The sequence below is a fragment of the Priestia flexa genome, assembly GCF_021441905.1.
Lineage (GTDB): Bacteria > Bacillota > Bacilli > Bacillales > Bacillaceae_H > Priestia > Priestia flexa.
In genome coordinates, this window is record NZ_CP090431.1 from 2,269,987 (window position 1) to 2,292,577 (window position 22,591).

23 protein-coding genes are annotated in these 22,591 nt (G+C 37.7%); 10 read left to right on the forward strand and 13 right to left on the reverse strand.

Features of this window, described 5'->3' with window-relative positions; genetic code table 11:
- Positions 1 to 144: 144 nt before the first annotated feature.
- The 3 genes from ggt to LZP85_RS11770 form a co-directional block, all read right to left on the reverse strand.
- Positions 145 to 2,226 (reverse strand): gamma-glutamyltransferase, encoded by a 2,082-nt coding sequence (gene ggt / locus LZP85_RS11760; RefSeq protein WP_226638997.1) that lies wholly within the window; start codon positions 2,224 to 2,226, stop codon positions 145 to 147.
- Between the two features lie 192 nt (positions 2,227 to 2,418).
- On the reverse strand, positions 2,419 to 3,627 hold the full coding sequence (locus LZP85_RS11765) for an MFS transporter (protein WP_076512805.1): 1,209 nt from the start codon (positions 3,625 to 3,627) through the stop codon (positions 2,419 to 2,421).
- 75 nt (positions 3,628 to 3,702) lie between these two features.
- Entirely contained in the window at positions 3,703 to 4,272 is a 570-nt protein-coding gene (locus LZP85_RS11770; protein ID WP_025910893.1) for a DUF2087 domain-containing protein, read from the reverse strand.
- A 154-nt stretch (positions 4,273 to 4,426) separates the two neighbouring features.
- Here LZP85_RS11770 and LZP85_RS11775 point away from each other — a divergent pair, with 154 nt between their 5' ends.
- Positions 4,427 to 4,942, forward strand: a complete 516-nt coding sequence (locus LZP85_RS11775; protein WP_062686895.1) for a GNAT family N-acetyltransferase — start codon at positions 4,427 to 4,429, stop codon at positions 4,940 to 4,942.
- Positions 4,943 to 5,003: 61 nt separating this feature from the next.
- Here the strand turns inward: LZP85_RS11775 and LZP85_RS11780 are convergent, their stop codons facing one another.
- Positions 5,004 to 6,536 (reverse strand): AbgT family transporter, encoded by a 1,533-nt coding sequence (locus tag LZP85_RS11780; protein ID WP_119543146.1) that lies wholly within the window; start codon positions 6,534 to 6,536, stop codon positions 5,004 to 5,006.
- Between the two features lie 198 nt (positions 6,537 to 6,734).
- Here LZP85_RS11780 and LZP85_RS11785 point away from each other — a divergent pair, with 198 nt between their 5' ends.
- On the forward strand, positions 6,735 to 7,127 hold the full coding sequence (locus LZP85_RS11785; RefSeq protein ID WP_326490221.1) for a VOC family protein: 393 nt from the start codon (positions 6,735 to 6,737) through the stop codon (positions 7,125 to 7,127).
- A gap of 35 nt (positions 7,128 to 7,162) precedes the next feature.
- Here LZP85_RS11785 and brnQ read toward each other — a convergent pair whose 3' ends face one another.
- The 3 genes from brnQ to LZP85_RS11800 form a co-directional block, all read right to left on the reverse strand.
- On the reverse strand, positions 7,163 to 8,503 hold the full coding sequence (gene brnQ / locus LZP85_RS11790) for a branched-chain amino acid transport system II carrier protein (RefSeq protein WP_119543144.1): 1,341 nt from the start codon (positions 8,501 to 8,503) through the stop codon (positions 7,163 to 7,165).
- A gap of 198 nt (positions 8,504 to 8,701) precedes the next feature.
- Complete coding sequence (gene megL / locus LZP85_RS11795; protein ID WP_119543143.1) at positions 8,702 to 9,877, reverse strand: methionine gamma-lyase; 1,176 nt, start codon at positions 9,875 to 9,877, stop codon at positions 8,702 to 8,704.
- Between the two features lie 121 nt (positions 9,878 to 9,998).
- Positions 9,999 to 11,051, reverse strand: a complete 1,053-nt coding sequence (locus LZP85_RS11800; protein WP_025910884.1) for an NAD(P)/FAD-dependent oxidoreductase — start codon at positions 11,049 to 11,051, stop codon at positions 9,999 to 10,001.
- A gap of 186 nt (positions 11,052 to 11,237) precedes the next feature.
- On the opposite strand from LZP85_RS11800, the gene LZP85_RS11805 reads away from it, so the two are divergent.
- From LZP85_RS11805 to LZP85_RS11825, 5 genes are all read left to right on the forward strand, one after another.
- Positions 11,238 to 12,020 carry an ABC transporter ATP-binding protein gene (locus tag LZP85_RS11805; RefSeq protein WP_025910882.1) on the forward strand — a complete coding sequence of 261 codons (783 nt, stop codon included), beginning with the start codon at positions 11,238 to 11,240 and terminating at the stop codon, positions 12,018 to 12,020.
- Positions 12,021 to 12,035: 15 nt separating this feature from the next.
- Positions 12,036 to 12,953, forward strand: coding sequence for an iron-hydroxamate ABC transporter substrate-binding protein (locus tag LZP85_RS11810; protein ID WP_119543142.1), 918 nt, complete (start codon positions 12,036 to 12,038; stop codon positions 12,951 to 12,953).
- A gap of 74 nt (positions 12,954 to 13,027) precedes the next feature.
- Positions 13,028 to 14,038 (forward strand): FecCD family ABC transporter permease, encoded by a 1,011-nt coding sequence (locus LZP85_RS11815; RefSeq protein WP_076512799.1) that lies wholly within the window; start codon positions 13,028 to 13,030, stop codon positions 14,036 to 14,038.
- A complete protein-coding gene (locus LZP85_RS11820; RefSeq protein WP_119543141.1) occupies positions 14,035 to 15,042 on the forward strand; it encodes a FecCD family ABC transporter permease in 1,008 nt (335 codons plus the stop codon). Before LZP85_RS11815 ends, LZP85_RS11820 begins: the two co-directional genes overlap by 4 nt.
- A gap of 92 nt (positions 15,043 to 15,134) precedes the next feature.
- Entirely contained in the window at positions 15,135 to 15,275 is a 141-nt protein-coding gene (locus LZP85_RS11825) for a hypothetical protein (protein ID WP_167556118.1), read from the forward strand.
- A 47-nt stretch (positions 15,276 to 15,322) separates the two neighbouring features.
- Here the strand turns inward: LZP85_RS11825 and LZP85_RS11830 are convergent, their stop codons facing one another.
- Together LZP85_RS11830 and LZP85_RS11835 are read right to left on the reverse strand one after the other, a co-directional pair.
- The gene (locus LZP85_RS11830; protein WP_078989515.1) at positions 15,323 to 15,499 is read right to left on the reverse strand and encodes a YfhD family protein; all 177 of its coding nucleotides are present in this window, start codon (positions 15,497 to 15,499) and stop codon (positions 15,323 to 15,325) included.
- A 68-nt stretch (positions 15,500 to 15,567) separates the two neighbouring features.
- Positions 15,568 to 15,720, reverse strand: a complete 153-nt coding sequence (locus LZP85_RS11835; protein WP_078989514.1) for a YpzG family protein — start codon at positions 15,718 to 15,720, stop codon at positions 15,568 to 15,570.
- Between the two features lie 245 nt (positions 15,721 to 15,965).
- On the opposite strand from LZP85_RS11835, the gene rluF reads away from it, so the two are divergent.
- Positions 15,966 to 16,673 carry a 23S rRNA pseudouridine(2604) synthase RluF gene (gene rluF, locus LZP85_RS11840; RefSeq protein ID WP_076512818.1) on the forward strand — a complete coding sequence of 236 codons (708 nt, stop codon included), beginning with the start codon at positions 15,966 to 15,968 and terminating at the stop codon, positions 16,671 to 16,673.
- Between the two features lie 284 nt (positions 16,674 to 16,957).
- A complete protein-coding gene (locus LZP85_RS11845; protein ID WP_119543140.1) occupies positions 16,958 to 18,034 on the forward strand; it encodes a DNA alkylation repair protein in 1,077 nt (358 codons plus the stop codon).
- Positions 18,035 to 18,068: 34 nt separating this feature from the next.
- On the opposite strand, the gene LZP85_RS11850 is transcribed toward LZP85_RS11845, so the two are convergent.
- The 4 genes from LZP85_RS11850 to LZP85_RS11865 all read right to left on the reverse strand — a co-directional run bounded on the left by LZP85_RS11850 (position 18,069) and on the right by LZP85_RS11865 (position 21,713).
- Positions 18,069 to 20,495, reverse strand: coding sequence for a bifunctional diguanylate cyclase/phosphodiesterase (locus LZP85_RS11850; RefSeq protein ID WP_226639001.1), 2,427 nt, complete (start codon positions 20,493 to 20,495; stop codon positions 18,069 to 18,071).
- Positions 20,496 to 20,656: 161 nt separating this feature from the next.
- The gene (locus LZP85_RS11855; RefSeq protein WP_206782543.1) at positions 20,657 to 21,160 is read right to left on the reverse strand and encodes a GNAT family N-acetyltransferase; all 504 of its coding nucleotides are present in this window, start codon (positions 21,158 to 21,160) and stop codon (positions 20,657 to 20,659) included.
- On the reverse strand, positions 21,157 to 21,471 hold the full coding sequence (locus LZP85_RS11860) for a hypothetical protein (protein WP_242529494.1): 315 nt from the start codon (positions 21,469 to 21,471) through the stop codon (positions 21,157 to 21,159). The genes LZP85_RS11855 and LZP85_RS11860 overlap by 4 nt, the downstream gene beginning before the upstream one ends.
- A 17-nt stretch (positions 21,472 to 21,488) precedes the next feature.
- Entirely contained in the window at positions 21,489 to 21,713 is a 225-nt protein-coding gene (locus tag LZP85_RS11865; protein WP_206782542.1) for a hypothetical protein, read from the reverse strand.
- Positions 21,714 to 21,882: 169 nt separating this feature from the next.
- On the opposite strand from LZP85_RS11865, the gene LZP85_RS11870 reads away from it, so the two are divergent.
- Positions 21,883 to 22,587 (forward strand): MBL fold metallo-hydrolase, encoded by a 705-nt coding sequence (locus tag LZP85_RS11870; protein WP_226639002.1) that lies wholly within the window; start codon positions 21,883 to 21,885, stop codon positions 22,585 to 22,587.
- Positions 22,588 to 22,591: the final 4 nt, after the last annotated feature.

Genomic DNA, 22,591 nt, shown 5'->3' on the forward strand with positions numbered 1-22,591 from the left:
GGGACATAACAAAATGATTGCTTCTAAAAGCCGAACAATAGCTGTTCCCATCTCTTTAGGTTAGCTGAACACGTTCATTCCATTGCGCTTTCCACGGGGAGGAACCTGAACTACCTATGTCTCAGTCTCTTTTAATACTAAACTTTAGTTCGTGATAATGTCTCCATCTTCATCATCAATTGGATTACCAATTTCTACAGGGTCCCTCTCTAAAGAAAGCTCTTTTTTCTCTTCATCCCACTCTACTTCAAATCCTGCTCCTACTGCAGTAGTAGCAGCCGGTAAGTAGGAGTGTTTCGTTGGCTTATACATCTTCAAATCGCTCGTTTTTAAAAGCCCCAAACCAAGTAGCAGTTTATCAGCTTGTACATAAGGCTTTCCATCAATGAGCTTAAGCTGGTCATGCGTATATGGGTATTTGACATTATTCACTTTTACTGTGAACGGCCCCTCTTTTTGTTCTTGAATTGGCTTGGGCTGTTTTGCTTTATAGGAAAAGCGGTCTACTCCTAAAACCGTTCCTTCACGCGTATTATCAGCTCCACCGTACATCTTTCCAGTTTCTCGATTTAAAATAGCTGCTTGGACATTCCCAATATGCTGCGCTGTTTCTTCAAAAGCATGTCCTTTAGCCATTAGCTCTAATCGCGTATTTTGATCAATATCAGGCTCCCACCTAACAGTTGGATAAGCTGCTGAATAAATACGCGGTGTTAAAATTGCTGCTTGAATAGGCATGTCGTGATCTACAACATTCATAATTGTTTCAGCGACAGATGCAATAATTGTTGGTCCTCCTGGTGAACCAATCGCCATAAACGGCTTGCCATCTTTTCCCAAAAACGTTGGGGACATACTGCTTCGTGGTCGCTTACCTGGCTCTACTTCGTTAACTCCCCCTGGTGTTGCATCAAAGTCCGTCATTTCATTGTTAAGCATAAAGCCATACCCAGGAACCATAATACCTGACCCAAATACTTGTTCAATAGTAGTTGTATACGAAACCATATTCCCCCACTTATCTACTACTGAAAAATGGGTGGTTTGTCCGATTGGCTTTTCTTCTTTCACGACTTTTTTCTTTTCTTTCTCTCCTTCTTGATACTTCCAAGGATCTCCTTCTTTCACTTCAGGTATTGAACGATTTTTGTTAATAAGTTTACGACGTTCTTTCAGATATTCTTCGTTTAATAAGCCTTCTTTAGGTACGCTGTAAAAATCTTCGTCAGCCATATAAGCTGCGCGATCTGCGTACGCTAAGTGCATCGCTTCTGTTAAATAATGAAGGTACTGAGGAGAGTTTGCTCCCATTTTTTTAACATCATAACCTTCCATCAGCTTTAAAATTTGTAACACCGTTAATCCACCTGAGCTTGGCGGTGCTGCACTAATAACATCATAACCTCTGTATGTAGTAGCTACAGGCTCTCTTTTCTTAACTGTATAATTTTTTAAATCTTCTTCAGTCATCGTTCCTTCTTTAGCTTGTACTTCTTCAGCTAAAGCTTTCGCAATATCTCCTTCATAAAAAGCTGCAGGACCATCCTCTTGCAAAATTCTAAACGTTTTAGCAAGGTCTTTTTGTAGGAGTAAATCTCCTTCTTCAAGAGGTTCGCCAGTTTGAAAGAAAATCTCGGATGCTGCTTTATTATTTTTCAACTTCGACTTATTTTCATTAATATACTGCGCCATCGACCAATTCACCTTAACGCCTTTATCCGCTTGTTTAATAGCTGGTTCAATTAGCTTTTCAAATGTCATTGTCCCATGATCTGCAAGGGCTTGTTCTAATACTTTTGCTGTACCAGGAACTCCAACTGCCTTTCCAGTTGTGTGTCTCTTGCTAAAAGGTACAGGCTTTCCTTTTTCATCTAAGAACAATTTCGATGTTACATTAGCTGGCGCCATTTCACGACCGTCAATCATTTCAATATCGTTTTCTTTCTCATCGTAAATCATCATAAATCCGCCGCCACCAATACCTGACATCATTGGCTCAACAACGTTTAAAGAAAGCTGAATAGCTACGGCTGCATCGACGGCGTTACCACCATTTTCTAACACTTCTTTCCCTACTTTAGCTGCTAAAGGGTGTGACACAGACACAAGGCCTTTCGTCGCTCCTTGCTTCATCGAGCGATTCACTCCTGGCACTTCTGCAGATCCTACTGGTGCAATAACACTAAAGACTAGCATAATAGCAAAAAAACTTTTTAACACCTTCATCTACTTCACGCTCCTTTTTAATAGGTGGAATGTATCCCTTCACATTCTATAATAAACTAAATTTTCATAATTTTTTACAAAATAAAGCAAAATAATACATTTTAACTATAAATAACAATATTTAGAAACTAATAGGTCCTAATTAACTAAAAAAGCTGCTAAAATAATTGAGCAGCCTTTCAACTCATTATGTTATATAAAAGGAGTTTTTTTTTGCTTAAGAGTCCTTATGATATAAATACATACTAACCCTACACTGATGATTACATATCCCATCCCACCAATTAATCCAAGTGTTCGACTATCTATTACTGTTAATAATAAGCCTGCTCCAAACATAGATAAACCCAGAGTTACGTTGGAAATGGTTGTAAACATACCAAATACCTTTCCTTGATGTTGTAAAGGCGTCACTCTCATAACAACTGAATCCAGACAAGCGTTGCTAATACCTGAAAAGAATGCTAGAACCAAATAAAAGCAAAACGCTAGCTGCCAGGAATAGGTGTTACTTATCATCATTAAGAAAATACCTTCTACTCCAAGAGAGACTAATCCACAAATCAACAGATATTTTCGGATTCGATTCGCCACAATAAAGCTAAGCATTAGCCCCATCCCAAGTCCTCCGTAAAACAAGCCTACCCCCCAGCTTTCTATGTTAAATTCTTGAACAGCATACACGCTAATGAGTACGTTATCAATTCCATTAAAGATAGGTACAAAAAGTTCAAAGCAAAAAACCAAAATTAAAGCTACCGAAGACGTAATAATTGAATAAACAGCAGAAATTGTAATGGATTCTGTTGGTTTCGAATTTACTTGTTGTCCACCTCTATCTACTAGTTTGTATACAATTAAACTGGCAAATAAAAAAGAACACGCATTTAATATAAACGTGACATCACTTCCTATATAAAAAGAAGCAAAGCCACCAATAAGAGAGCCACCAACTAATACAATTCCTAATAATACTTGCTCTAAACTATTAACCTGTACAATACGGTTCGAATGAATAACAGTAGGTATTAAAGCCTTTCTTGTAGGAGCATAGATAGCTTCTCCCGCTGCTAATACAAACGTACTTACATAAACAAGCCAAATCATTGAAGAATCGTTTACCCATATAAAAGCTAAAGCAAACGGAATTCGAATGAGGTCTGTAACAATTAAAATCATTGGCTTTGAAAAACGATCCGCAAGCGCTCCTCCTAAGGGGCCAAAAAAAAGAAACGGAAGAACCCTAATGCCAAGTGCTGTACCTACTGCTAGGCCAGATTCCGTATATTCTAAAAGCAAAGCTAACAACGCTACTTGGCTGAAACGATCTCCTACTCCGTTCACAACCCCTGCTAAAAATAAACTTCGATATGCTTTCTCAACTTTTAATAAATAAATCATCTTTCTATCCCCTTTAACTAATTAGATAACCATCTAATTAGTTGTGTGAAATAAAAGCTAGTTGATTAAACTAGCTTACATCTTACCCCATAGCTCTTTAGGGTTCATTTCATATTGATTATCTTTTCGATACATATAATGATTCATGATTAATTCACGCCTTAACGTTGCGTAATCATCATGAAACTTTTTTAAATACTCATTCAGTTCTTTTTCTTCATAAACAATTCCATACTTAAGATCACTGATAATCTTTTCAAGCACAACCATACGCTTTTTACGCTGTGCTGGTAAATTTGTCAGCTTTCCATCAGCAGTAAAAAAGGGCTTTAAAATTTTAAAACGATCATTTTCTTCCACTGTTTCAATCACCTCTTCATTTACAATCGTTAAAATAGCCGTTGCGCTTGCTTCTAGTGCTTTGACATTCAGATAAAAATAAATCGTATTTTTGTCTCTTCGTTCTTTAATGAGTCCAATATCTCGAAGCTTTGCCATGTGGTGCGTAATCGTTGGCGGTTTTAGTCCTAGCTTGCCTGCAATTGCTTGCCCGTTCAGGGGTCCTGACTTTAGTAAACTTAGAATACGAATTCGCGTCGGATCGCCCATTGTTTTATGAAAGTCCACAATACGCTTCAACTGCATATAAACACTCCTAGTTAGATATTTATCTAATTAGACTATAATCTAATTTACAGAATATTAAAAGTTATTTTTCAGAAAACACCGATCTTTTTTACAAAGAAATGGTGTATACTCTCACCATACACGGAATTTTTTTAGTCTAAGGAGAAATTTTATGCTATCTACTGTCGCTATTAAGCAAGTCACCACTACAGACGCAAAACAAGTTGTTGCTTTTTTAGTTAAAATGCGCAGTCAACTGTTTCCCATGCTGAATAAGGATGTCCTTTCTCCAGATTTAGCAAACTTTGAAATGCACTACTTACATAAAGAAAAAACAGCTTTCTTCGCTGCTTTTTCACCTACCAATGAAGTAATTGGAACCATTTGTGTTTATCCATATGACCGTCGTTTTAGTCATCTGAACGACTTTTATCCAGAAAACACAGCTGAAATTGTTAAGTGTTATGTTGACGAAAAGTATCGCCGCTGTGGAATTGGCAAACAGCTCTTTCAACAAGCACTGTCTTTTAGTCAAGGGACGTATGATGTCTTAAGCTTACACACTCACCCATTCCTTCCTGGCGGCTTTGCATTTTGGCAATCAAGGGGCTTTCACACACGCTTCACTGAAAAAGATGGGGTATGGGATACGATTTTTATGGACATGAAGCTACTGCCAAGATCCTAATGGCATTATCTCCAAAATGCGGTGATGACAAATAAAAAAGTCGCTTTACACAGCGACTTTTTTATTTATTGATAAACATCTCAATCCCTGGCCCAATTGGAAGCCCAAGAAGATTCCAAATTAGAAAGAATAGAGTCCACGTAACCAAAATGACTACGCTATACGGCAGCATTAAGGAAATCAGTGAGCCAATCCCTGACCTTTTATCATAATCTTTCATTAATGCCAAGATAATTGGAAAATACGGATTTAATGGCGTAATAACATTAGTGGACGAATCGGCAATTCGGTAAGCCATTTGCACATATGCCGGATGATAATCAAGCAACATTAACATCGGGATAAAGATAGGAGCCATTAAAGCCCACTGGGCAGACCCGCTAAAGATAAATAAATTCAATACTGCAGTCAAAAAGATGAATCCGATGATAACAGGCAGTCCTGTTAGCCCAATTCCTGTTAGTATCTCAGCTCCACTTACAGCAATCCACGTACCAATGTTCGTCCAGTTAAAGTACGCAATAAACTGAGAAGCCGCAAAAATTAAGACAATAAAGCCAGCCATATCTTTCATCGATTCTGCCATTAAGTTAGGAACATCGGAAATAGATTTTAGATTCCCTACTGTAAATCCATATGCCATTCCAATTAAAAGAAAGAAAATAAGCGTAATTGGTACAATACCATCTAAGAATGGACTTGGAATAATAGTTCCTTCATCGCTTCTTAGCAGTCCACTTTTTGGCACAGTCATCATAACAATCATTCCTATGTAAAGAAACCCTACAATACCAGCGTTTCGAAGCCCTTTTGCTTCAAGGTTCGATACCTCTGACATCACGGATGCTTTATTCCCTTTGTACGTACCAAGTCTTGGCTCAATAATTTTTTCTGTTACAAGTCCACCGACAAGAACAACAAGCGCTACAGATGCCGCATTAAAAAACCAGTTATCAACGGGTGTTACCGTTGCCGTATCGCTTACCGTTTTCACTACTTCATTTGCAATTCCGGATAATAAAGCATCATTACCTGAAATGACCAAGTTAGCACTAAACCCTGCACCTACTCCCGCAAACCCAGCTGCTAAACCAGCAAAGGGATGTCTTCCTAGCGTATAAAAAATGGTTGCCGCAAGCGGAGGAATAATGACAAACGCCGCATCTGCTGCTAAATTACCAAGCACTCCTGCAAAAACAATTGCGTATGTAATAACACTTTTAGGTGCATTTATAATAGTCTTTTTAATAAACGTTTCAATTAGTCCAACCTTATCAGCCACTCCGATACCAAGCATCATAGCTAGTACTAAACCAAGAGGCTGAAACTCTGTGAAATTGGATAGCATTGATGTAAAGATAAACTGAATCCCTTCTTTAGAAAACATATTTCTAATTGGAAGTTCTTCACCTGTTCCAGGATGAACGGTCGTTACGTCAAATACACTTACAATCCATGAAACAACCATAATGCTCATAGCAAAAATAACAAATAATACTGCGGGGTGTGGAAGTTTATTCCCAACCCTTTCAATAGAGTCTAATACCCTTACTATAACCCCTTTTTTCTCAACTTGATTCACTTCTGGATTCATAGCTGCCTTCCCCTCTATTGATGTTTTAGAAAAATTCCCATTTAAATTCCTTTTCAAAAGGGTAACACGACAAGAAAACAGAAATCAATAAATTTTCTAAAAAATTAATCTTTTTATAAGAATTTCTTATTATCGTGCACTACTTTTTCTTTCTACTACTCGATAGAGCTACCCACTATACTAATATAGAAGAAAGAAGTGAATTCAGATGGAGGCGATTCATTGATGTATTCTCTTAAACGCATCGATCACGTTCAGCTGGCTGCTCCGCCTAATAGTGAACATAGAGCTAGACGCTTTTTTCATGAGCTTCTTGGTTTTCAGGAAGTTGAAAAGCCTGTCGTACTTCAGAAAAATGGTGGTTTGTGGTTTAAGATCAACGACTGTGAACTTCACATCGGAATTGACCAATCGTTTATACCTGCCAAAAAGGCACATCCTGCTTTTACAGTTGAAAATTTATCTGCTTTGAAAGAGCACCTTGCAGCTCATCAAGTTGCTTTTATACAAGATGAAAAGTTACCAAACGCTAATCGCATTTATGTACATGATCCTTTTGGTAATCGGTTGGAGTTTTTGGAGTGGTTGTAACAAAAAAAGCATGCTCTTCAGCATGCTTTTCACTTCTATTTACTTGGTCTATTTAAGACTGTTCCTGCTCGTAGCAATACAACAATATATCCCACGATTCCTCCAATAATGGCTGGAACGACCCATCCCAATCCAACAGAATATAGCGGTAACAATTGTGTAAAAGCTGAATCAACTGCCTGAATTTTCACCCCAGCAGCACCTAGTCCATCAAATAAACTTACGATGAATGTTAAAAGTAAACTTCCTTGGTATACGACAGGGTGTCCTTTAAATAAAGGATGTAAAAACGTAAGCGCAATAAGCACAATGGCAAGCGGATAAATAGCCGTTAGTACAGGTACGGAAACTGCAATTAGCTGTGTTAAACCAATATTAGCAACAAGTGCGCTAAAAGCAGATAAAATAACAGCAGTTACTTTATAGCTAACTTTAGGAAATAGCTGGTGAAAAAAAGTAGAACAGGCAATAATTAACCCAATGCTTGTTGTTAAGCATGCCACGGTAATCATAATACCTAAAAACACGCCTCCAAATGAGCCAAAATAATAATTTGATACGCTCGCAAGCACGGCACCTCCATTATCTAAATAGCCTAGCTCAGATACGCTCGACGCTCCCATATAAGCCAGAGCCGTATAAAAGACACCTAATACTGTGGCTGTAATAAGAGTTGCCGCTCCGCATACCCCAATGATTTGCTTTCTAGTCGTAGCCCCTTTCTCACGGATAGCGTTAATAATCATAATACCGAATACAAATGAAGCTAGCGTATCCATTGTTAAGTATCCTTCTTGAAAGCCTTTGAAGAATGAATTGGTTTCGTACGCTTCCAAAGGAGCTTTAAATTCACCAATTGGAGCTACAACTGCTACAACAACTAAAATGCCAATAGACCCAATTTTAACAGGTGTTAACACCTTTCCAATAATATCAACAATCTTACCTGGCTTAAGGGAAAAGAAGCACGCAACTCCAAAGAAAATGATGGTGAAAATTAATAGAGGTAGACCTCCTACTCCTTCTGATAAAAATGGCTTGACGCCAATTTCATAAGAAACTGTTCCCGCTCGAGGAATTGCAAAAAGTGGACCGATTGCTAAGTAAAGAACAATCGTAAACACGATCCCAAAAACAGGATGTGCACGACTAGCTAAAGACTGCAAATCATCTTTGCCTGAAAACCCAAGAGCCATTACCCCTATTAAAGGAAGTCCTACCCCTGTAAGTAAAAAGCCAGCGTTTGCAGACCATAAATTCGTACCGGCTGATTGACCAAGCATGGCTGGAAAGATTAAATTTCCTGCTCCAAAAAATAGAGCGAATAACATAAGACCAATTACAACAATAAATGAAAATGGTATTTTATTTGACACCTAAAACCCTCCGTCTTTCTTGGCTGAAATTACTTCCTAAAAAGATTTTTCAGAATAATTTAAAAACGTTCATTTGAAGCATGTACATCATTATAACTAGTAGCTATGGATATTTCAACATAACTTTTTACTTTCAGAACAAAATTCTTGACAAAACAAAAAAGACCCTATCAAAAAGGTCTTTTCAATCTGACATAATTAGCTAATCTTATTGAGCGCACTTTCTAAATCTCTCCATATATCTTCCCAAAATTCTAAGCCTACAGATAGGCGCAACAGCTCGTTTGATATCCCCATTTCCTTTCTAATAGCTTCTGGAACAACCGCATGCGTCATTGAAGCAGGGTGTTGGATTAAAGTTTCTGTATCACCTAAGCTAACTGCAATGGAGATTAAGCTTAGTTCATTCACAAACTTCTTCACAGATTCTTCTGATCCATTTAATTCAAAAGCTAACACCCCTCCACTTCTTTTCATTTGCTTTTCGAAGCTACTTTCTATTTCCGGGTAATAAACAGCTTTCACTTTTGGGTGTATTTTTAGCTTTTCAACAATTTTTTCTGCATTTTCACAATGACGATCCATCCTGACAGGCAGGGTTTTTAAGCCTCTAATTAATAACCACGCATCAAAAGGCGCAAGAATGCCACCGATATCTTTTTGAACAGTCTTTCTTATACCTTGAATAAGATTTGTACTTCCAACCATTACGCCTGCCACAACGTCACCATGCCCACCAATATATTTGGTTGCGCTGTGTATAACAAGGTCACATCCTAGAGCCAAGGGCTTTTGCAAATACGGCGTTAAAAATGTATTATCCACAATGACTGGAACTCCATGCTCTTTTGCTACTGCCACTACAAGAGGTAAATTAATGACGTGCATAGTAGGATTAATCGGTGTCTCAATATAAATGCATGCAGTTTTATCAGTAATGCTAGCTCTTATTTCTTCTACTGTTAGAAACGTTGAAAAAGAATGTGTAATGCTATATTTCTCATTTAATAGCTCCAATAAACCAAACGTACAGCCGTAGAGACCTTTTGAACAAAGAATATGATCTCCAGCCTTTGTTAAACCAATTAAAGCTGCAGATACAGCAGCCATTCCCGAACCAAATGCTAGCGCTTCTTCGCCTTCTTCTAGCTCTGCCATTCGACTTTCAAATTCTGCTACGGTGGGGTTTGATAACCTTGAGTAAACATATCCACTCTCTTCTCCTGCAAAACGTCGTGCTCCTTGGTCTAAGCTTGAAAACGTAAAAGTAGATGTTTGATAAAGCGGTGTAACAAGGCTGTCGTGATGCATGCTTGATTTATACGTTCCGTGAACCGCTTTTGTTTCAAACCTATATTTCTCTGTATTCGTCATTCCCTTCATCCCCTTAAAATTTTGTAAGCGCTTACTTATAAAATTATATGAAATTCTCTAGTAGTTTGTCACGGTACAATTACACGATAAAAAAGATGGCTACTATATCTGCAGCCACCTTCTATGCTTGTAACATTTGCTTTACTAGCTCTCTATTGCGTTTTTTAAACACTTCATTATGAGAAGAGACCATTGCAACTTTATTAGCATTAGGCTCAATAAACAGCTTTGCTCGATTTACGGCATTTGCTGCATCTTGAAACGCACCAGCAATTAGGTTTACTTTGCCTTCATGCTGCAGAATATCACCTGCTGCGTATAAGCCGGGCACAGTTGTTTCACTTGACGAGTTTCCCGCAATATAATAATCATGAATCATTTCAATTGAAAGCTCACTTTTTTGAAGTAATGATGTGTCTCGCTCATATCCATGGTTGATGATTACTTCGTCAATTGGTAGATATGTAATATCTCCAGTTAAATGGTTAGTAAGCTCTACTTTAGCAATTTTTTCACTGTTCCCATCAGCTATTAATTTACTAATTGACGTATTTAACATGCAAGTTGCAGAGCTATTTATTAGCTGCGTCACCTGTGACTCATGACCAGATAGACAGTCTTTTCGATATGTTAAATACACTTTTTTTGCAACAGGCTCTAATTCATTAGCCCAGTCGATGGCTGAATTGCCTCCTCCCGAAACAATTACGACTTTATCTTTAAAGCGTTGCAGTGACTTTACAGTATAATTTAAATTTGAAATCTCAAAGCGCTCTGCTCCTTCAATTTCTAGCTTTTGTGGATTCAAAATCCCTCCGCCTACCGCTATGATTACTGTTTTAGATCGATGTATTTCGCCCGAAGAACCCGTTAATAAAAAGTGTCCTTCATTATTTCGAGAAATAGATTCAATTTTCTCGTTTAATACAACTGTTGGATCAAACGTTAATCCTTGAGCTACAAGCTGCTCAATTAATTGAGCTCCAGGAGTCGGAGTTAAGCCCCCCACGTCCCATATCATTTTTTCGGGATAAACGTGCACTTTCCCCCCTAAACGAGGCTGAAATTCAATTAGTTTCGTTTTCATTTCACGAAGCCCGCTGTAAAAGGTCGAATATAGCCCTGCTGGTCCGCCACCAATTACGGTTACATCATAAAGCTCTGAATTTTTCACGATTCGCTCACTCCTAGTAATCATCATTGATTATCATTCTCATTTAAATATACATCTTTTTAATCAAATTGACAAACAAAAATAATGATTGACAGAATTCAAACAGACTATTATAGTAAAAATGAATCAGAAATGATAATCATTATCACCAATTCTAATTAACACTTTTGAACGGGAGGTTTCGCCATGGTTCGCCTACATACAGAAGATCTTAACATTGGATATGGTGAACGGGTAATCGTAAAAGATTTGAGTGTTCAAATTCCTGATAAAAAAATAACAACCATTATTGGTTCAAACGGATGTGGAAAATCAACGTTGCTAAAAGCTATTACACGCTTGATTTCTCATCAGTCCGGCACTGTATTATTGGACGGTTCTAGTATTGCAAAAGAAAACACCAAGGAACTTGCAAAGAAAATAGCAATCCTTCCTCAGTCCCCTGAAAGCGCAAACGGACTCACCGTAGGAGAGCTCGTATCTTATGGACGTTTTCCTTATCAAAAAGGATTTGGTCGCTTAACAAAAAAAGATTATGAAGTTATTGACTGGGCACTTGAAGTAACAGGAACAATAGACTATAAGTACCGTCCTGTTGATGCCTTATCGGGCGGTCAGCGACAGCGCGTGTGGATTGCAATGGCCCTAGCTCAAGAAACAGATATTATCTTTTTAGACGAGCCCACTACTTACCTGGATATGGCTCATCAGCTTGAAGTACTTGAGCTGTTACAAAAGCTTAACGAAGAGCAAGATCGCACTGTTATTATGGTTCTTCACGACTTAAATCAAGCCGCCCGCTTTGCAGATTATATTATCGCAATGAAAGATGGCGAAATTATAAAAGCCGGTACCTGTGAAGAAGTCATGCAGCAAGACGTTTTAAAAGAGGTCTTCCAAATCGATGCTGAAATTGGACGCGATCCTAGAACAAACAAACCAATGTGTATTACATATAATTTATTATAGAAGGAGACTAACAACATGAAAAAATTATTACTTCCCTTTATGCTTTTACTACTGCTCATTATTAGTGCTTGCGGTAACTCAAACGAAAACCAAGGTGATGAAGCAAAAGATAAAAAATCAGATACTGTTACATACGAATCTGAAAATGGACCGATTGAAGTTCCTGCTAATCCTAAGCGCGTAGTTGTTCTTGCTTCATTTGTCGGAAACGTTTTAGCTTTAGATACAAACGTAGTTGGCGTAGATTCATGGTCAAAAGACAACCCTCGCTTCAAAGATCAGCTAAAAGATGCTGAAATTGTAACAGAAGACGACCTAGAAAAAATCATTGAATTAAACCCTGATTTAATTATTGGTTTATCGACAACAAAAAACATTGATAAATTACAAGAAATTGCTCCTACTGTTACGTATACATACGGTAAAGTAGATTATTTAACTCAGCACTTAGAAATTGGTAAAGCTTTAAACAAAGAAAAAGAAGCACAAGCATGGATTGATGAATTCAAAGCTGATGCAAAAGTAGCTGGTGAAGACATCAAAGCAAAAATTGGTGAAGATGCAACCGTTTCAGTTATTGAAAACTTTGACAAACAACTCTATGTATTTGGTGACAATTGGGCACGTGGTACAGAAATTTTATATCAAGAGATGAAATTAAAAATGCCTGAAAAAGTAAAAGAAATGGCATTAAAAGATGGCTATTATGCAATTTCACCAGAGGTTCTTTCTGAGTATGCCGGTGACTACGTAATCTTCAGTAAAAATACAGATGGAGATACGTCATTCCAAGAAACGGATACGTACAAAAACATTCCTGCTGTAAAGAACAAGCAACTGTTTGAAGCAAATGCAAAAGAGTTTTATTTTAATGATCCAATTTCATTAGAATATCAATTAGACTTCTTTAAAGAGAAATTTTTACAGCAGTAATCCAATCATAAAAAGGAATTCTTATTTTAAGAATTCCTTTTGCTTTATTCTATAAAAGAAAAGATGAGAGGCTCATGACAACGAACAAAACACCATTTATTCCTTTTACACTTAAACTTATTCTTGGATTTTTAATCTTTATTGGAATGTTCATTATTTCAATGGTTTTTGGGGCAGCTAACATTTCTATAAAAGATGTTTGGTTAGCGCTTACCTCAACTAGTACAAATAATCAAATCTTAATTATTCGCGAACTTCGCCTTCCTCGAGAAGTAGCAGCTATTTTTGTAGGTATCGCTCTTTCAGTATCAGGTGGTATCATGCAAGGGATGACAAGGAATCCACTAGCAGACCCTGGTTTACTCGGATTAACAGCTGGTGCTAAAGCTGCTCTTGCTCTGACAATTGCTCTCATTCCATCTGCCAACTATTTTTGGATTATGATTGCATGCTTTATTGGAGCTGGTGTTGGCGCTGGGCTAGTATTTGGCATTGGCTCTCTAAAAAGAGGAGGTTTTTCCCCTCTCCGCATTGTATTAGCTGGTGCCGCAGTTTCTACTTTTCTATATGCAATCGCCGATGCCGTTGGCATTTACTTTAACATTTCAAAAGATGTGTCTATGTGGACTTCTGGAGGACTTACTTTAACATCTTGGAATCAATTATCCATTGTGATTCCATTTATTATAGTAGGCACATTGATTGCACTTACTCTTGCTAGACAGCTGACCATTCTTAGTTTAAGTGATGAGGTAGCAACGGGATTAGGACAGCATACGACTAAGATTAAAGTTATTTTGTTTGGAGTCATTGTGTTATTGGCGGGTGCATCGGTTGCTTTAGCCGGTAACCTTGTCTTTATTGGTCTGATGATTCCTCATATCGTAAGAGCGATTGTCGGAACGGATTACCGATTTATCATCCCAATGTCTGTACTTATCGGGTCGTCGTTTATGTTGTTTGCGGATACGTTAGCACGCACAATTAACGCTCCGTACGAAACATCCATTATTGCAGTTGTAGCAATGATTGGCCTCCCTTTCTTTTTATTTATTATTAAAAAAGGAGGTCACACAATCCGATGATTCATCCTACACTACGAAAAAAACAGCTATTTATTTTGCTTTTACTAACAGTTCTTATTTTGCTGACAATTGCTGTTAGCATGGGATTAGGCTATGCGTCTTTATCCTTTGACCGCTTGCTTCCGACTCTATTTGGACAAGGCACGTTTAAAGAAGAATTTATCTTATTTTCAATCCGTCTGCCTCGTATCGTTATTACATTACTAGCTGGTATGGCTCTTGCTTTATCAGGAGCTATTTTACAGAGCATTACCCGAAATGATTTAGCAGAACCAGGCATTATTGGAATTAACTCAGGTGCTGGAGTAGGAGTCGCGGTATTTTTCTTATTCTTCCCAATTGACCCTGGCTCATTTGTGTATATGATTCCCTTTGTTGGATTTATTGGAGCCATTATAACTGCAGCCTTGATTTACACGTTTGCCTATGAAAGAAATATAGGCCTCGACCCTACTAAGTTAGTACTAACTGGTGTTGGGTTTTCCATGGCTCTATCCGGAGTCATGATTGTCTTAATCTCTTCTGCTGAACGTCAAAAGGTGGACTTTATTGCAAAATGGTTAGCCGGAAACATTTGGGGTTCAGACTGGCCGTTTGTTTTAGCTCTTTTACCTTGGCTAATGGTATTAATTCCTTTTGTTTTATACAAAGCTAATAGACTTAATATTTTATCGCTCAATGAGCATACGGCTATCGGTGTTGGAATCTCCATTGAAAAAGAACGAATCACACTATTACTTGCTGCTGTAGCCCTTGCAGCTTCTGCCGTATCTGTAAGCGGTGGAATTGCATTTATTGGATTAATTGCTCCTCACCTTGCAAAAAGCCTTGTAGGACCAAGAAACCAGCTATTTATTCCCGTAGCTATTTTAATGGGTGGCTTTTTCCTTTTAATAGCTGATACAATCGGACGTAACTTAATGACTTCTGAAGGAGTTCCGGCCGGAATTATTGTTGCGTTAATTGGTGCTCCCTATTTCATTTATCTACTTCTGAAAAAATAAAAGACTTCCAATTGGGAGTCTTTTTTATTTTAGACTGATATTTTATTGAGTTTTAGAAAAGCTAAAAGTGTAATCGAAAGGCGGTGATTCTATTGTCTAAGAAAAAGCTAACTCCTTCACAAGAAGTGGATCAATCAAAGCTAGTTGATGACAAAGCAGCTAAGCTTAGAAAGAACGGAAATGAAGCGGAGCATGCGCACCAAAAAACGCTTGGTGGCGCACAAGGAGAATAATAACTATTGATTATCGAATAGCTGCCAAACGGCAGCTATTTTATTCATTAATGACTTTGACGTTCATCTGCAGCTTTTGCACGTTCTTGAGCTTTTAAATCAGCTTGATCAAGCTCACTTGAAAACTCTTCGTATACACCATCAGAATGACCTGGTTTTTTAACAATTTGAGACGAAAAATATTTCGCTTTTTCCGCTTCTACACGACTTTTTTGATTCATCATTTACCCCTCCATTTTCAATGAATTAACAAAAGGCGCTGTGTGCGCCTTTTGCATAGAGAATAGCATCCTTACCAACGATGCGCTTTCGCATTACTTCGCAAAATAATGTTTGTTTGTGACATTTGAGTATGTCCATTTACCTGCGATTTCGAGCGCTTCGGTCTTGTCCAGTTGTGGCTAAAAAGTTCTGAGTGCGGATCTAATTGATCTTTATAACTCATTCTTATCACCTCAAAGTTAGGATACTTACCTTTAACGAGAAAGCCTCGCTTGGCATCTCACTTATTAGCATGGCTAAATGCATACAAAGCATGCTAACAGTTTTCTCCATTCCTTTTTTACTTTTAAAAACAGATGAAATTTGTCAATAATAAAAAGAACAACTAATGACGGAATTCACTTAGCATGATAAGATATTAAGGCATTACTTTAAAGTAAAATGAATGAAGATATGGATGTGATGAAACTGCGAGTTAATAAATTCATTAGCGAATCTGGAAAAGCTTCCAGACGCGGTGCAGATAAATTAATTAGCGAAGGTCGCGTAACCATTAATGGTAAGAAAGCAAAAATTGGTGACCAAGTATATCCTGGCGATGACGTTCGAGTAAGCGGAGAGCAGCTTCGTATCGCTCGTAACAACGTATATATTGCTTTAAATAAGCCAGTTGGCATTACAAGTACAAGTGAGAAGAAAGTAAAGGGAAATATCATTGACCTTGTCAATCATCCGTTACGTATCCACCATGTGGGACGATTGGATAAAGATTCTGATGGACTTATTCTTTTAACGAATGACAATGACATTATTAACGAAATTTTGCGTGCAGAAAATCAGCATGAAAAAGAGTATGTGGTATCTGTGGACAAGCCTATCACTCCAGAATTTGTTAAAAACATGTCAGAGGGTGTACATATTTTAGGAACAAAAACACTGCCGTGTAAAGTAACGCAGCTGTCGAAATACGAATTTCAAATCATTTTAACCCAAGGGCTTAACCGTCAAATTCGTCGTATGTGTGAAGCTCTTGGTTATCAGGTATTACGCCTGCAGCGCACACGCATTATGAATATCCACTTAAATAATCTACCTGTTGGTCAGTGGCGTGATTTAACAAAAAAAGAGCGTAACCAGCTGTTTAAAGAACTAAACTACGAGCCAAAAGAGTGGTAATTAGCAGAGAAATTCTCTGCTTTCTTTATGCCTTCGACGGGATTCGAACCTGCACTCCTTTCGTAAGCTTAGGTTTGGGAGAACACGCTTCCCTACGGAATTTCACCAACGAGAATTTCACTCATTTCAGCTTATTTTGCTTTTCGGTGCTTCTGAAACCCTTACCTTGCGACCCGGCGGCTACAATGTTTTCCGGCGCTCTTCCCTTCTGAACTACGAGGGCGTTTATCTTAAGAATAATTATTTTACCATATTTTATCAATTTTTTTAGAAGAGGTGTACTAATGGTTGAACAAAGAGATATCTATAATAAACATTTTATTAACAAGCTGGCCCATTCGATTGAAGAAGCTTATTCTTCATTTTCAAAAGATGCTTTTATATCAGGTGTTTTTCATGCAGAGTGGCATAATCAATCATTAAAAGAAAGAATGAGACACATTACCACAATGCTACACAAACATTTAGCTTTAGATTATCACGGAGCACTTGCTGTTTTATATAAAGTCGCCCCTGAATTTAAGGGACAGCTTGCTGGAATTACTTTTCCAGACTATGTAGAACAATATGGTTTGAACGAATGGGAAATGTCTATGGATGCGCTTGCTTTTTTCACGACCTACTCTACTTCAGAGTTTGCGGTTCGACCTTTTTTACTCAAAGATCAAAAACGCATGATGGAACAATTTTTAACATGGTCTACTCATGAAAATGAACACGTTCGCCGCCTTGCCAGTGAAGGCTGTCGTCCTCGCCTTCCTTGGGGAATATCTATTCCATCATTTAAACAAGACCCAAGGCCGGTGTTTCCCGTGTTAAATAACTTACTTCAAGATTCATCTTTGTATGTACGTAAAAGCGTAGCAAATAATTTAAATGATATTTCTAAAACACATCCTGATCTTCTTTTAACTTTTACTGAGGCTAACCTTAATAAGCACCCACACACAGATTGGATTTTAAAACATGCATGTCGCACGCTATTGAAAAATGGCCATCCAAAAGTTCTACAGCTTTTTGGCTTTGACCAGAATCATCAAGTGACAATCTCAAATTTTCAACTTTCAGCTCCCGAAACAGCAATTGGAGGCTCTTTAACTTTTCAATTTGATCTATATGGCGAAACAGAAGAGAAAATTCGTATTGAATATGCAGTAGATTATGTAAAATCACGGGGTAATCGCACAAGAAAAGTGTTTAAGCTAGCAGAGTTTCAAGTCAAAAAATATTCATCTAAGCACTACGAAAGAAAGCTTTCCTTTAAAAATCTATCTACGCGCACACACTATAGCGGGGTACACACCTTAACGATACTCATAAATGGTATTGAAATGGGGTCCCTTGATTTTCATCTACAATAAAACCTCCCTTTTAAACAAAGGGAGGTTTTGTTTGTTAAGATACTGTTAGCCTTTCATGAAGTTGTTCTGACAGTTCAGCTGGAGTAATCGGTCGACTAAAGAAGTAGCCTTGTGCTTCATCACAGTGCTTTTGACGCAAAAAGCTTAGCTGTTCTTCCGTTTCTACACCTTCAGCAATTACTTTCAAATCCATATTATTAGCCATATTGATAATTGTTTCTACTAATGCTGCATCTTTTGAGTTTTCAAAGATATTTTTTGTAAAGGACTGATCAATTTTCAGGGTATCAATTGGAAATAACTTCAAATAACTAAGGGAAGAATAGCCTGTTCCAAAGTCGTCAATTGATAGATGAATCCCCATACTTTTTAACTCATGCATCGTTTTAATTGCGTGCTTTGAATCTTGAATGATACTTTCCGTTAGTTCAAGTTCAAGATACTCAGGGGCTAACCCACTATCTTCTAGCGTTTGTTTTACCATCTGAACAAGGTTTGTTTGCTGAAACTGTCTCGACGATATGTTCACTGACACTCGCAGGGGAATATTATATTCCTCCTGCCACTTCTTGTTTTGACGACAAGCTTCCTCAAGAACCCACTTTCCAATTGGAATAATAAGTCCCGTTTCTTCGGCTATTGGAATAAATTCACCTGGAGAAATATGTCCCCACTCCGGGTGTTGCCAACGAACAAGCGCTTCTACTCCAATTGTATTTCCTGTTGAAATATCAACTTGAGGCTGATAGTGTAGCACAAACTCTTTCCGCTCTAGAGCTTTTCGCATCCCAATTTCAAGCTTCATCTTTGTTGAGACGATTTCATTCATATCAGGCGTGTAAAATTGAAAATTATTCTTTCCTTGTTCTTTTGCACGATACATAGCCGTGTCTGCATTTTTAATTAATGACTCAATATTTCGACCATCGGATGGATAACATGAAATTCCAATGGATGGTGTAATGAATATTTCGTGTTCGTTAACAATAAATGACTCGCTAAAAGCTTCTAACAACTGTTTTGCAAGCTTTGCGATACTATCACTTGTCGTATTCGGTAATATAATAATGAATTCATCTCCGCCTTGACGACTAAGCGTATCTATTTTTTCTAAAAGCTTATTCATCCTCGACGCTGCGTGAATTAAAAGTTCATCTCCTACAGCGTGACCTAGCGTATCGTTAACATACTTAAAGCGATCTAAGTCAATAAACATTACGCCGATTATATATTTGTTAATGACTGCTTGATCAATAGCATGCGTTAAGCGGTCATTTAGCAAGTGACGATTCGGCAACCCTGTAAGAGGATCTAAATAGACCATTTCATTTATTTTATCTGCTGCTTGCTTTCTTTCTGTGATATCTCGAATAATACTGCTGAAATATGTTTGTTCATCTTCCTCCCAACTTGCTAGAGAAAGCTCAATCGGGAATTCGATATCTCTTTTTTTGACCCCTACTAATTCAACCGTTTTTCCAATGACGTGTGGCAATTTTGTTTTTAAATAACGCTTCATCCCATCTGAATGAGCTTGTTGGAAACGAGATGGGATGATAAAGCTAAGATTTTGACCCAGCGCTTCACTCTCCTTATAGCCAAACATATGCTCAGCACCTTTATTCCAAGAAATAATAGAACCGTTTGAATCTGATAAAATAATTGCATCCATTGCCGATTCAATGACGGATCGAAACTTACGCTCGGATTGAATTGTCTGTGATTCGAACTTGCGATCAATCAGTGTGCTAATTAGGATAATGCCTAAAATAAGGAGTGTACTAATTCCAATTGAGTAGGCTAAAATCACATGATTTAAAGACGTCGAAATCATGTTATGAGCATGAGTATGAGTAAACGTGGCAGAGGCCATTCCCGTATAGTGCATGCCTGAAATAGCCGCTCCCATAACCAATGCGCTTAAACCTTTTTGCCACCAAAAATTAGGGTTTCCTTCATTTATCCGCGCATAGCATAACAAACGTATAGCTACAACGGAAGCAATAAAAGCAATGATAACGGATAGACCCCATAGCCAAGGGTCATAGATAATTTCCGCCGCCATATCCATGGCTTCCATCCCGATATAATGCATCGCTGAAATACCTGCTGCAACCACAGCTCCCCCAATAATGACCTGTCTAGTACTGACTGTCTTTTGACCAACCATATAAAGCGCTAAACCAGACGCTATTACAGCGGGTAAGATGGACAAAACAACAATGGATAGCTTATAGCTCACAGGAATACTTAGATGGAATGCAAGCATTGCAATAAAGTGCATGGACCAGATGCCACCTCCCATTGCAACTCCTCCTGCTGTTAGCCAAAGCCACTTTGACATCCCTTTTGCTTTGTATATACGCGCGCCAATATTTAATGCCGCAAATGAGTCAATAATAGCAATGACAACTGACAGTATAACCAGCGGCAGTGAATATGTATTTGAAACGATATCCATAAGTCTTATACTTCCTCCTATGTCATCATGTCGTTATAGAGACAGATGAGAGTTAAAATACGTCGGAATCGTCTCTTTCATAAAATAAAGCGATTGTTGACACTATATATATCGACAAAAACAAAAGATTTTCAAGCAACTCATTAATTTGACACAAGAACTCATTGACTCCATTTATAATGGATGAAGGATAAAGAAGAATTGGTTCCACTATTATTCTCTACCTCTTTTTGAACTAAAAATCCATTTTGCTCTAATACTTTCTGTGAAGCAACGTTTGTCGTTGTTGTCTTAGCTTGCAGAGATTTTATCTGTTTGTGTGCTACTAGCTTATCTAAAAGTATTCTTACTGCCTGTGTTGCAATTTTTTGGTCAACATACTCTTCTCCAATCCGATAGCCTAACTCTCCTGCTCCGTCATTAATATCAACTACATTGATTCGTCCAATAATAGCTTGATGCTCATTTTTTATCAAATAAAATAAGGAACATAGTTGCTCCTGTTCAAGCATAAGCGCACGTAGCCTTTCATGAAATCCGCTTTGTGAATAATAGTCTTTACCCCTAGAGGGAACATACTGTTCGAAATACGTACGGTTGATGACTTCAAACTGATATAATGCTTCTTCATCCTCCATGGACAAAGGCTTTAAACATAACTTCATTTCCACTCACTCCTAAAAAAAGAGAAATGTAGCTCCATGCTACATTCCTCTAAGCTCGTTGGTTTTTCAACAATTGAATACTTAGTGAAATAAGCACCGGCTAACAGCAATACAATCGTAAAAGCTACACTCACCACACCTAAAAAATGAAACCAATATGCCGCTAGTTGTAATAAAGCAATAAGAGAAAAACAGATGGGAGTTAGAGCACTTTTAATTCCCTTTAACCCGTGTTTCTTTCTCTTTTGGACAACGTATAGACTTGAAACAATTAAAGCAGCGATAATGACAGTTGTAAAGATGATTTCCAAAGTTCCCCTCTCCTTTCTTATGCATGTTTCTTGACGCGATGCTCATACAGCTTTTCTACAACAGCCCCCATGGCTATCCCTATCACAAACGGCATAACCGATCCAATACTTACCTCAAACCCCGTATCATCATTCATATATTCATAGCTAAAGCGAAGAATTGATATTGAAAATATCTCTCCTATTAGCATTAATACACTCGTTGTAAAGATAAATGTTCCAAACGTTATAAGAAATTTCATTCCGCACCCCTTTTCCTATAATTATCCATTTTATATGAATTAACTAATTTTGTGTAGGTCTTCAGAAAGAAATATTTACCTTAATACTTGAAAATATAAGAAAAAACTAATATTATTAGTTTTATAACTAACAATATTAGTTTTTTTTCTGAATGGAGCTGATAAGTAAATGAAAGTAACTCGATTTGATACGCTTTATCAATTAACTTTTTTTCCGAACTTATTACCTATTAATTGCTACATTATTGAAGAAGAAGCTGAACTAACGCTTATTGATGCAGGATTATTTTCACATGGACCAAAAATAATTGAAGTCATTAAATCCCTTTCTAAGCCTCTGACAACTATCTTATTAACTCATGGTCATGATGATCATGTTGGATCAGTAGATATACTGAAAAAAGAATTTCCACACGCCCAGCTCTGTATATCTGCTCGAGACTCTCTTTTACTCAACGGAGATAAACGCTTGCTAGAAGATGAAGGAATGCTGCCTATTAAGGGGGGAATATCAAACAAAATAAAAAGTTCTCCAGACCGCTTACTCTATGAACAAGATACCGTTGGCTCTTTAAAAGTCATCTCAAGTCCTGGACATACTCCTGGCTCTATCTCTTTATTTGATGAGCGAAATCGCTTTTTAATTGCAGGAGATGCTTTTCAAACAAAAGGTGGTATAGCCGTTGCTGGAATGCTAAATCTTACCTTTCCTTTTCCTGCATTTGCAACATGGGATAAAAAACGTTCACTGAACAGTGCTAAGCAATTAGCTGATTTACATCCCAAGCTGCTAGCTGTTGGACATGGTACATGCATAACAGATCCGTATGAAGCCATGCTAAAAGCTATTCAAAAAGCTGAAAATACATTTTAAAATA

Coding starts and splice junctions, on each gene's coding strand:
- LZP85_RS11835 (WP_078989514.1), bottom strand. CDS start 15,720: ATGAGTTATAAAGATCAATTAGATCCGCACTCAGAACTTTTTAGCCAC.
- LZP85_RS11810 (WP_119543142.1), top strand. CDS start 12,036: ATGAAAAAATTATTACTTCCCTTTATGCTTTTACTACTGCTCATTATT.
- LZP85_RS11820 (WP_119543141.1), top strand. CDS start 14,035: ATGATTCATCCTACACTACGAAAAAAACAGCTATTTATTTTGCTTTTA.
- LZP85_RS11870 (WP_226639002.1), top strand. CDS start 21,883: ATGAAAGTAACTCGATTTGATACGCTTTATCAATTAACTTTTTTTCCG.
- LZP85_RS11805 (WP_025910882.1), top strand. CDS start 11,238: ATGGTTCGCCTACATACAGAAGATCTTAACATTGGATATGGTGAACGG.
- LZP85_RS11845 (WP_119543140.1), top strand. CDS start 16,958: ATGGTTGAACAAAGAGATATCTATAATAAACATTTTATTAACAAGCTG.
- LZP85_RS11855 (WP_206782543.1), bottom strand. CDS start 21,160: ATGAAGTTATGTTTAAAGCCTTTGTCCATGGAGGATGAAGAAGCATTA.
- LZP85_RS11830 (WP_078989515.1), bottom strand. CDS start 15,499: ATGATGAATCAAAAAAGTCGTGTAGAAGCGGAAAAAGCGAAATATTTT.
- LZP85_RS11770 (WP_025910893.1), bottom strand. CDS start 4,272: ATGCAGTTGAAGCGTATTGTGGACTTTCATAAAACAATGGGCGATCCG.
- megL (WP_119543143.1), bottom strand. CDS start 9,877: ATGACGAATACAGAGAAATATAGGTTTGAAACAAAAGCGGTTCACGGA.
- LZP85_RS11865 (WP_206782542.1), bottom strand. CDS start 21,713: ATGAAATTTCTTATAACGTTTGGAACATTTATCTTTACAACGAGTGTA.
- ggt (WP_226638997.1), bottom strand. CDS start 2,226: ATGAAGGTGTTAAAAAGTTTTTTTGCTATTATGCTAGTCTTTAGTGTT.
- LZP85_RS11850 (WP_226639001.1), bottom strand. CDS start 20,495: ATGGATATCGTTTCAAATACATATTCACTGCCGCTGGTTATACTGTCA.
- LZP85_RS11780 (WP_119543146.1), bottom strand. CDS start 6,536: ATGAATCCAGAAGTGAATCAAGTTGAGAAAAAAGGGGTTATAGTAAGG.
- LZP85_RS11765 (WP_076512805.1), bottom strand. CDS start 3,627: ATGATTTATTTATTAAAAGTTGAGAAAGCATATCGAAGTTTATTTTTA.
- LZP85_RS11815 (WP_076512799.1), top strand. CDS start 13,028: ATGACAACGAACAAAACACCATTTATTCCTTTTACACTTAAACTTATT.
- LZP85_RS11775 (WP_062686895.1), top strand. CDS start 4,427: ATGCTATCTACTGTCGCTATTAAGCAAGTCACCACTACAGACGCAAAA.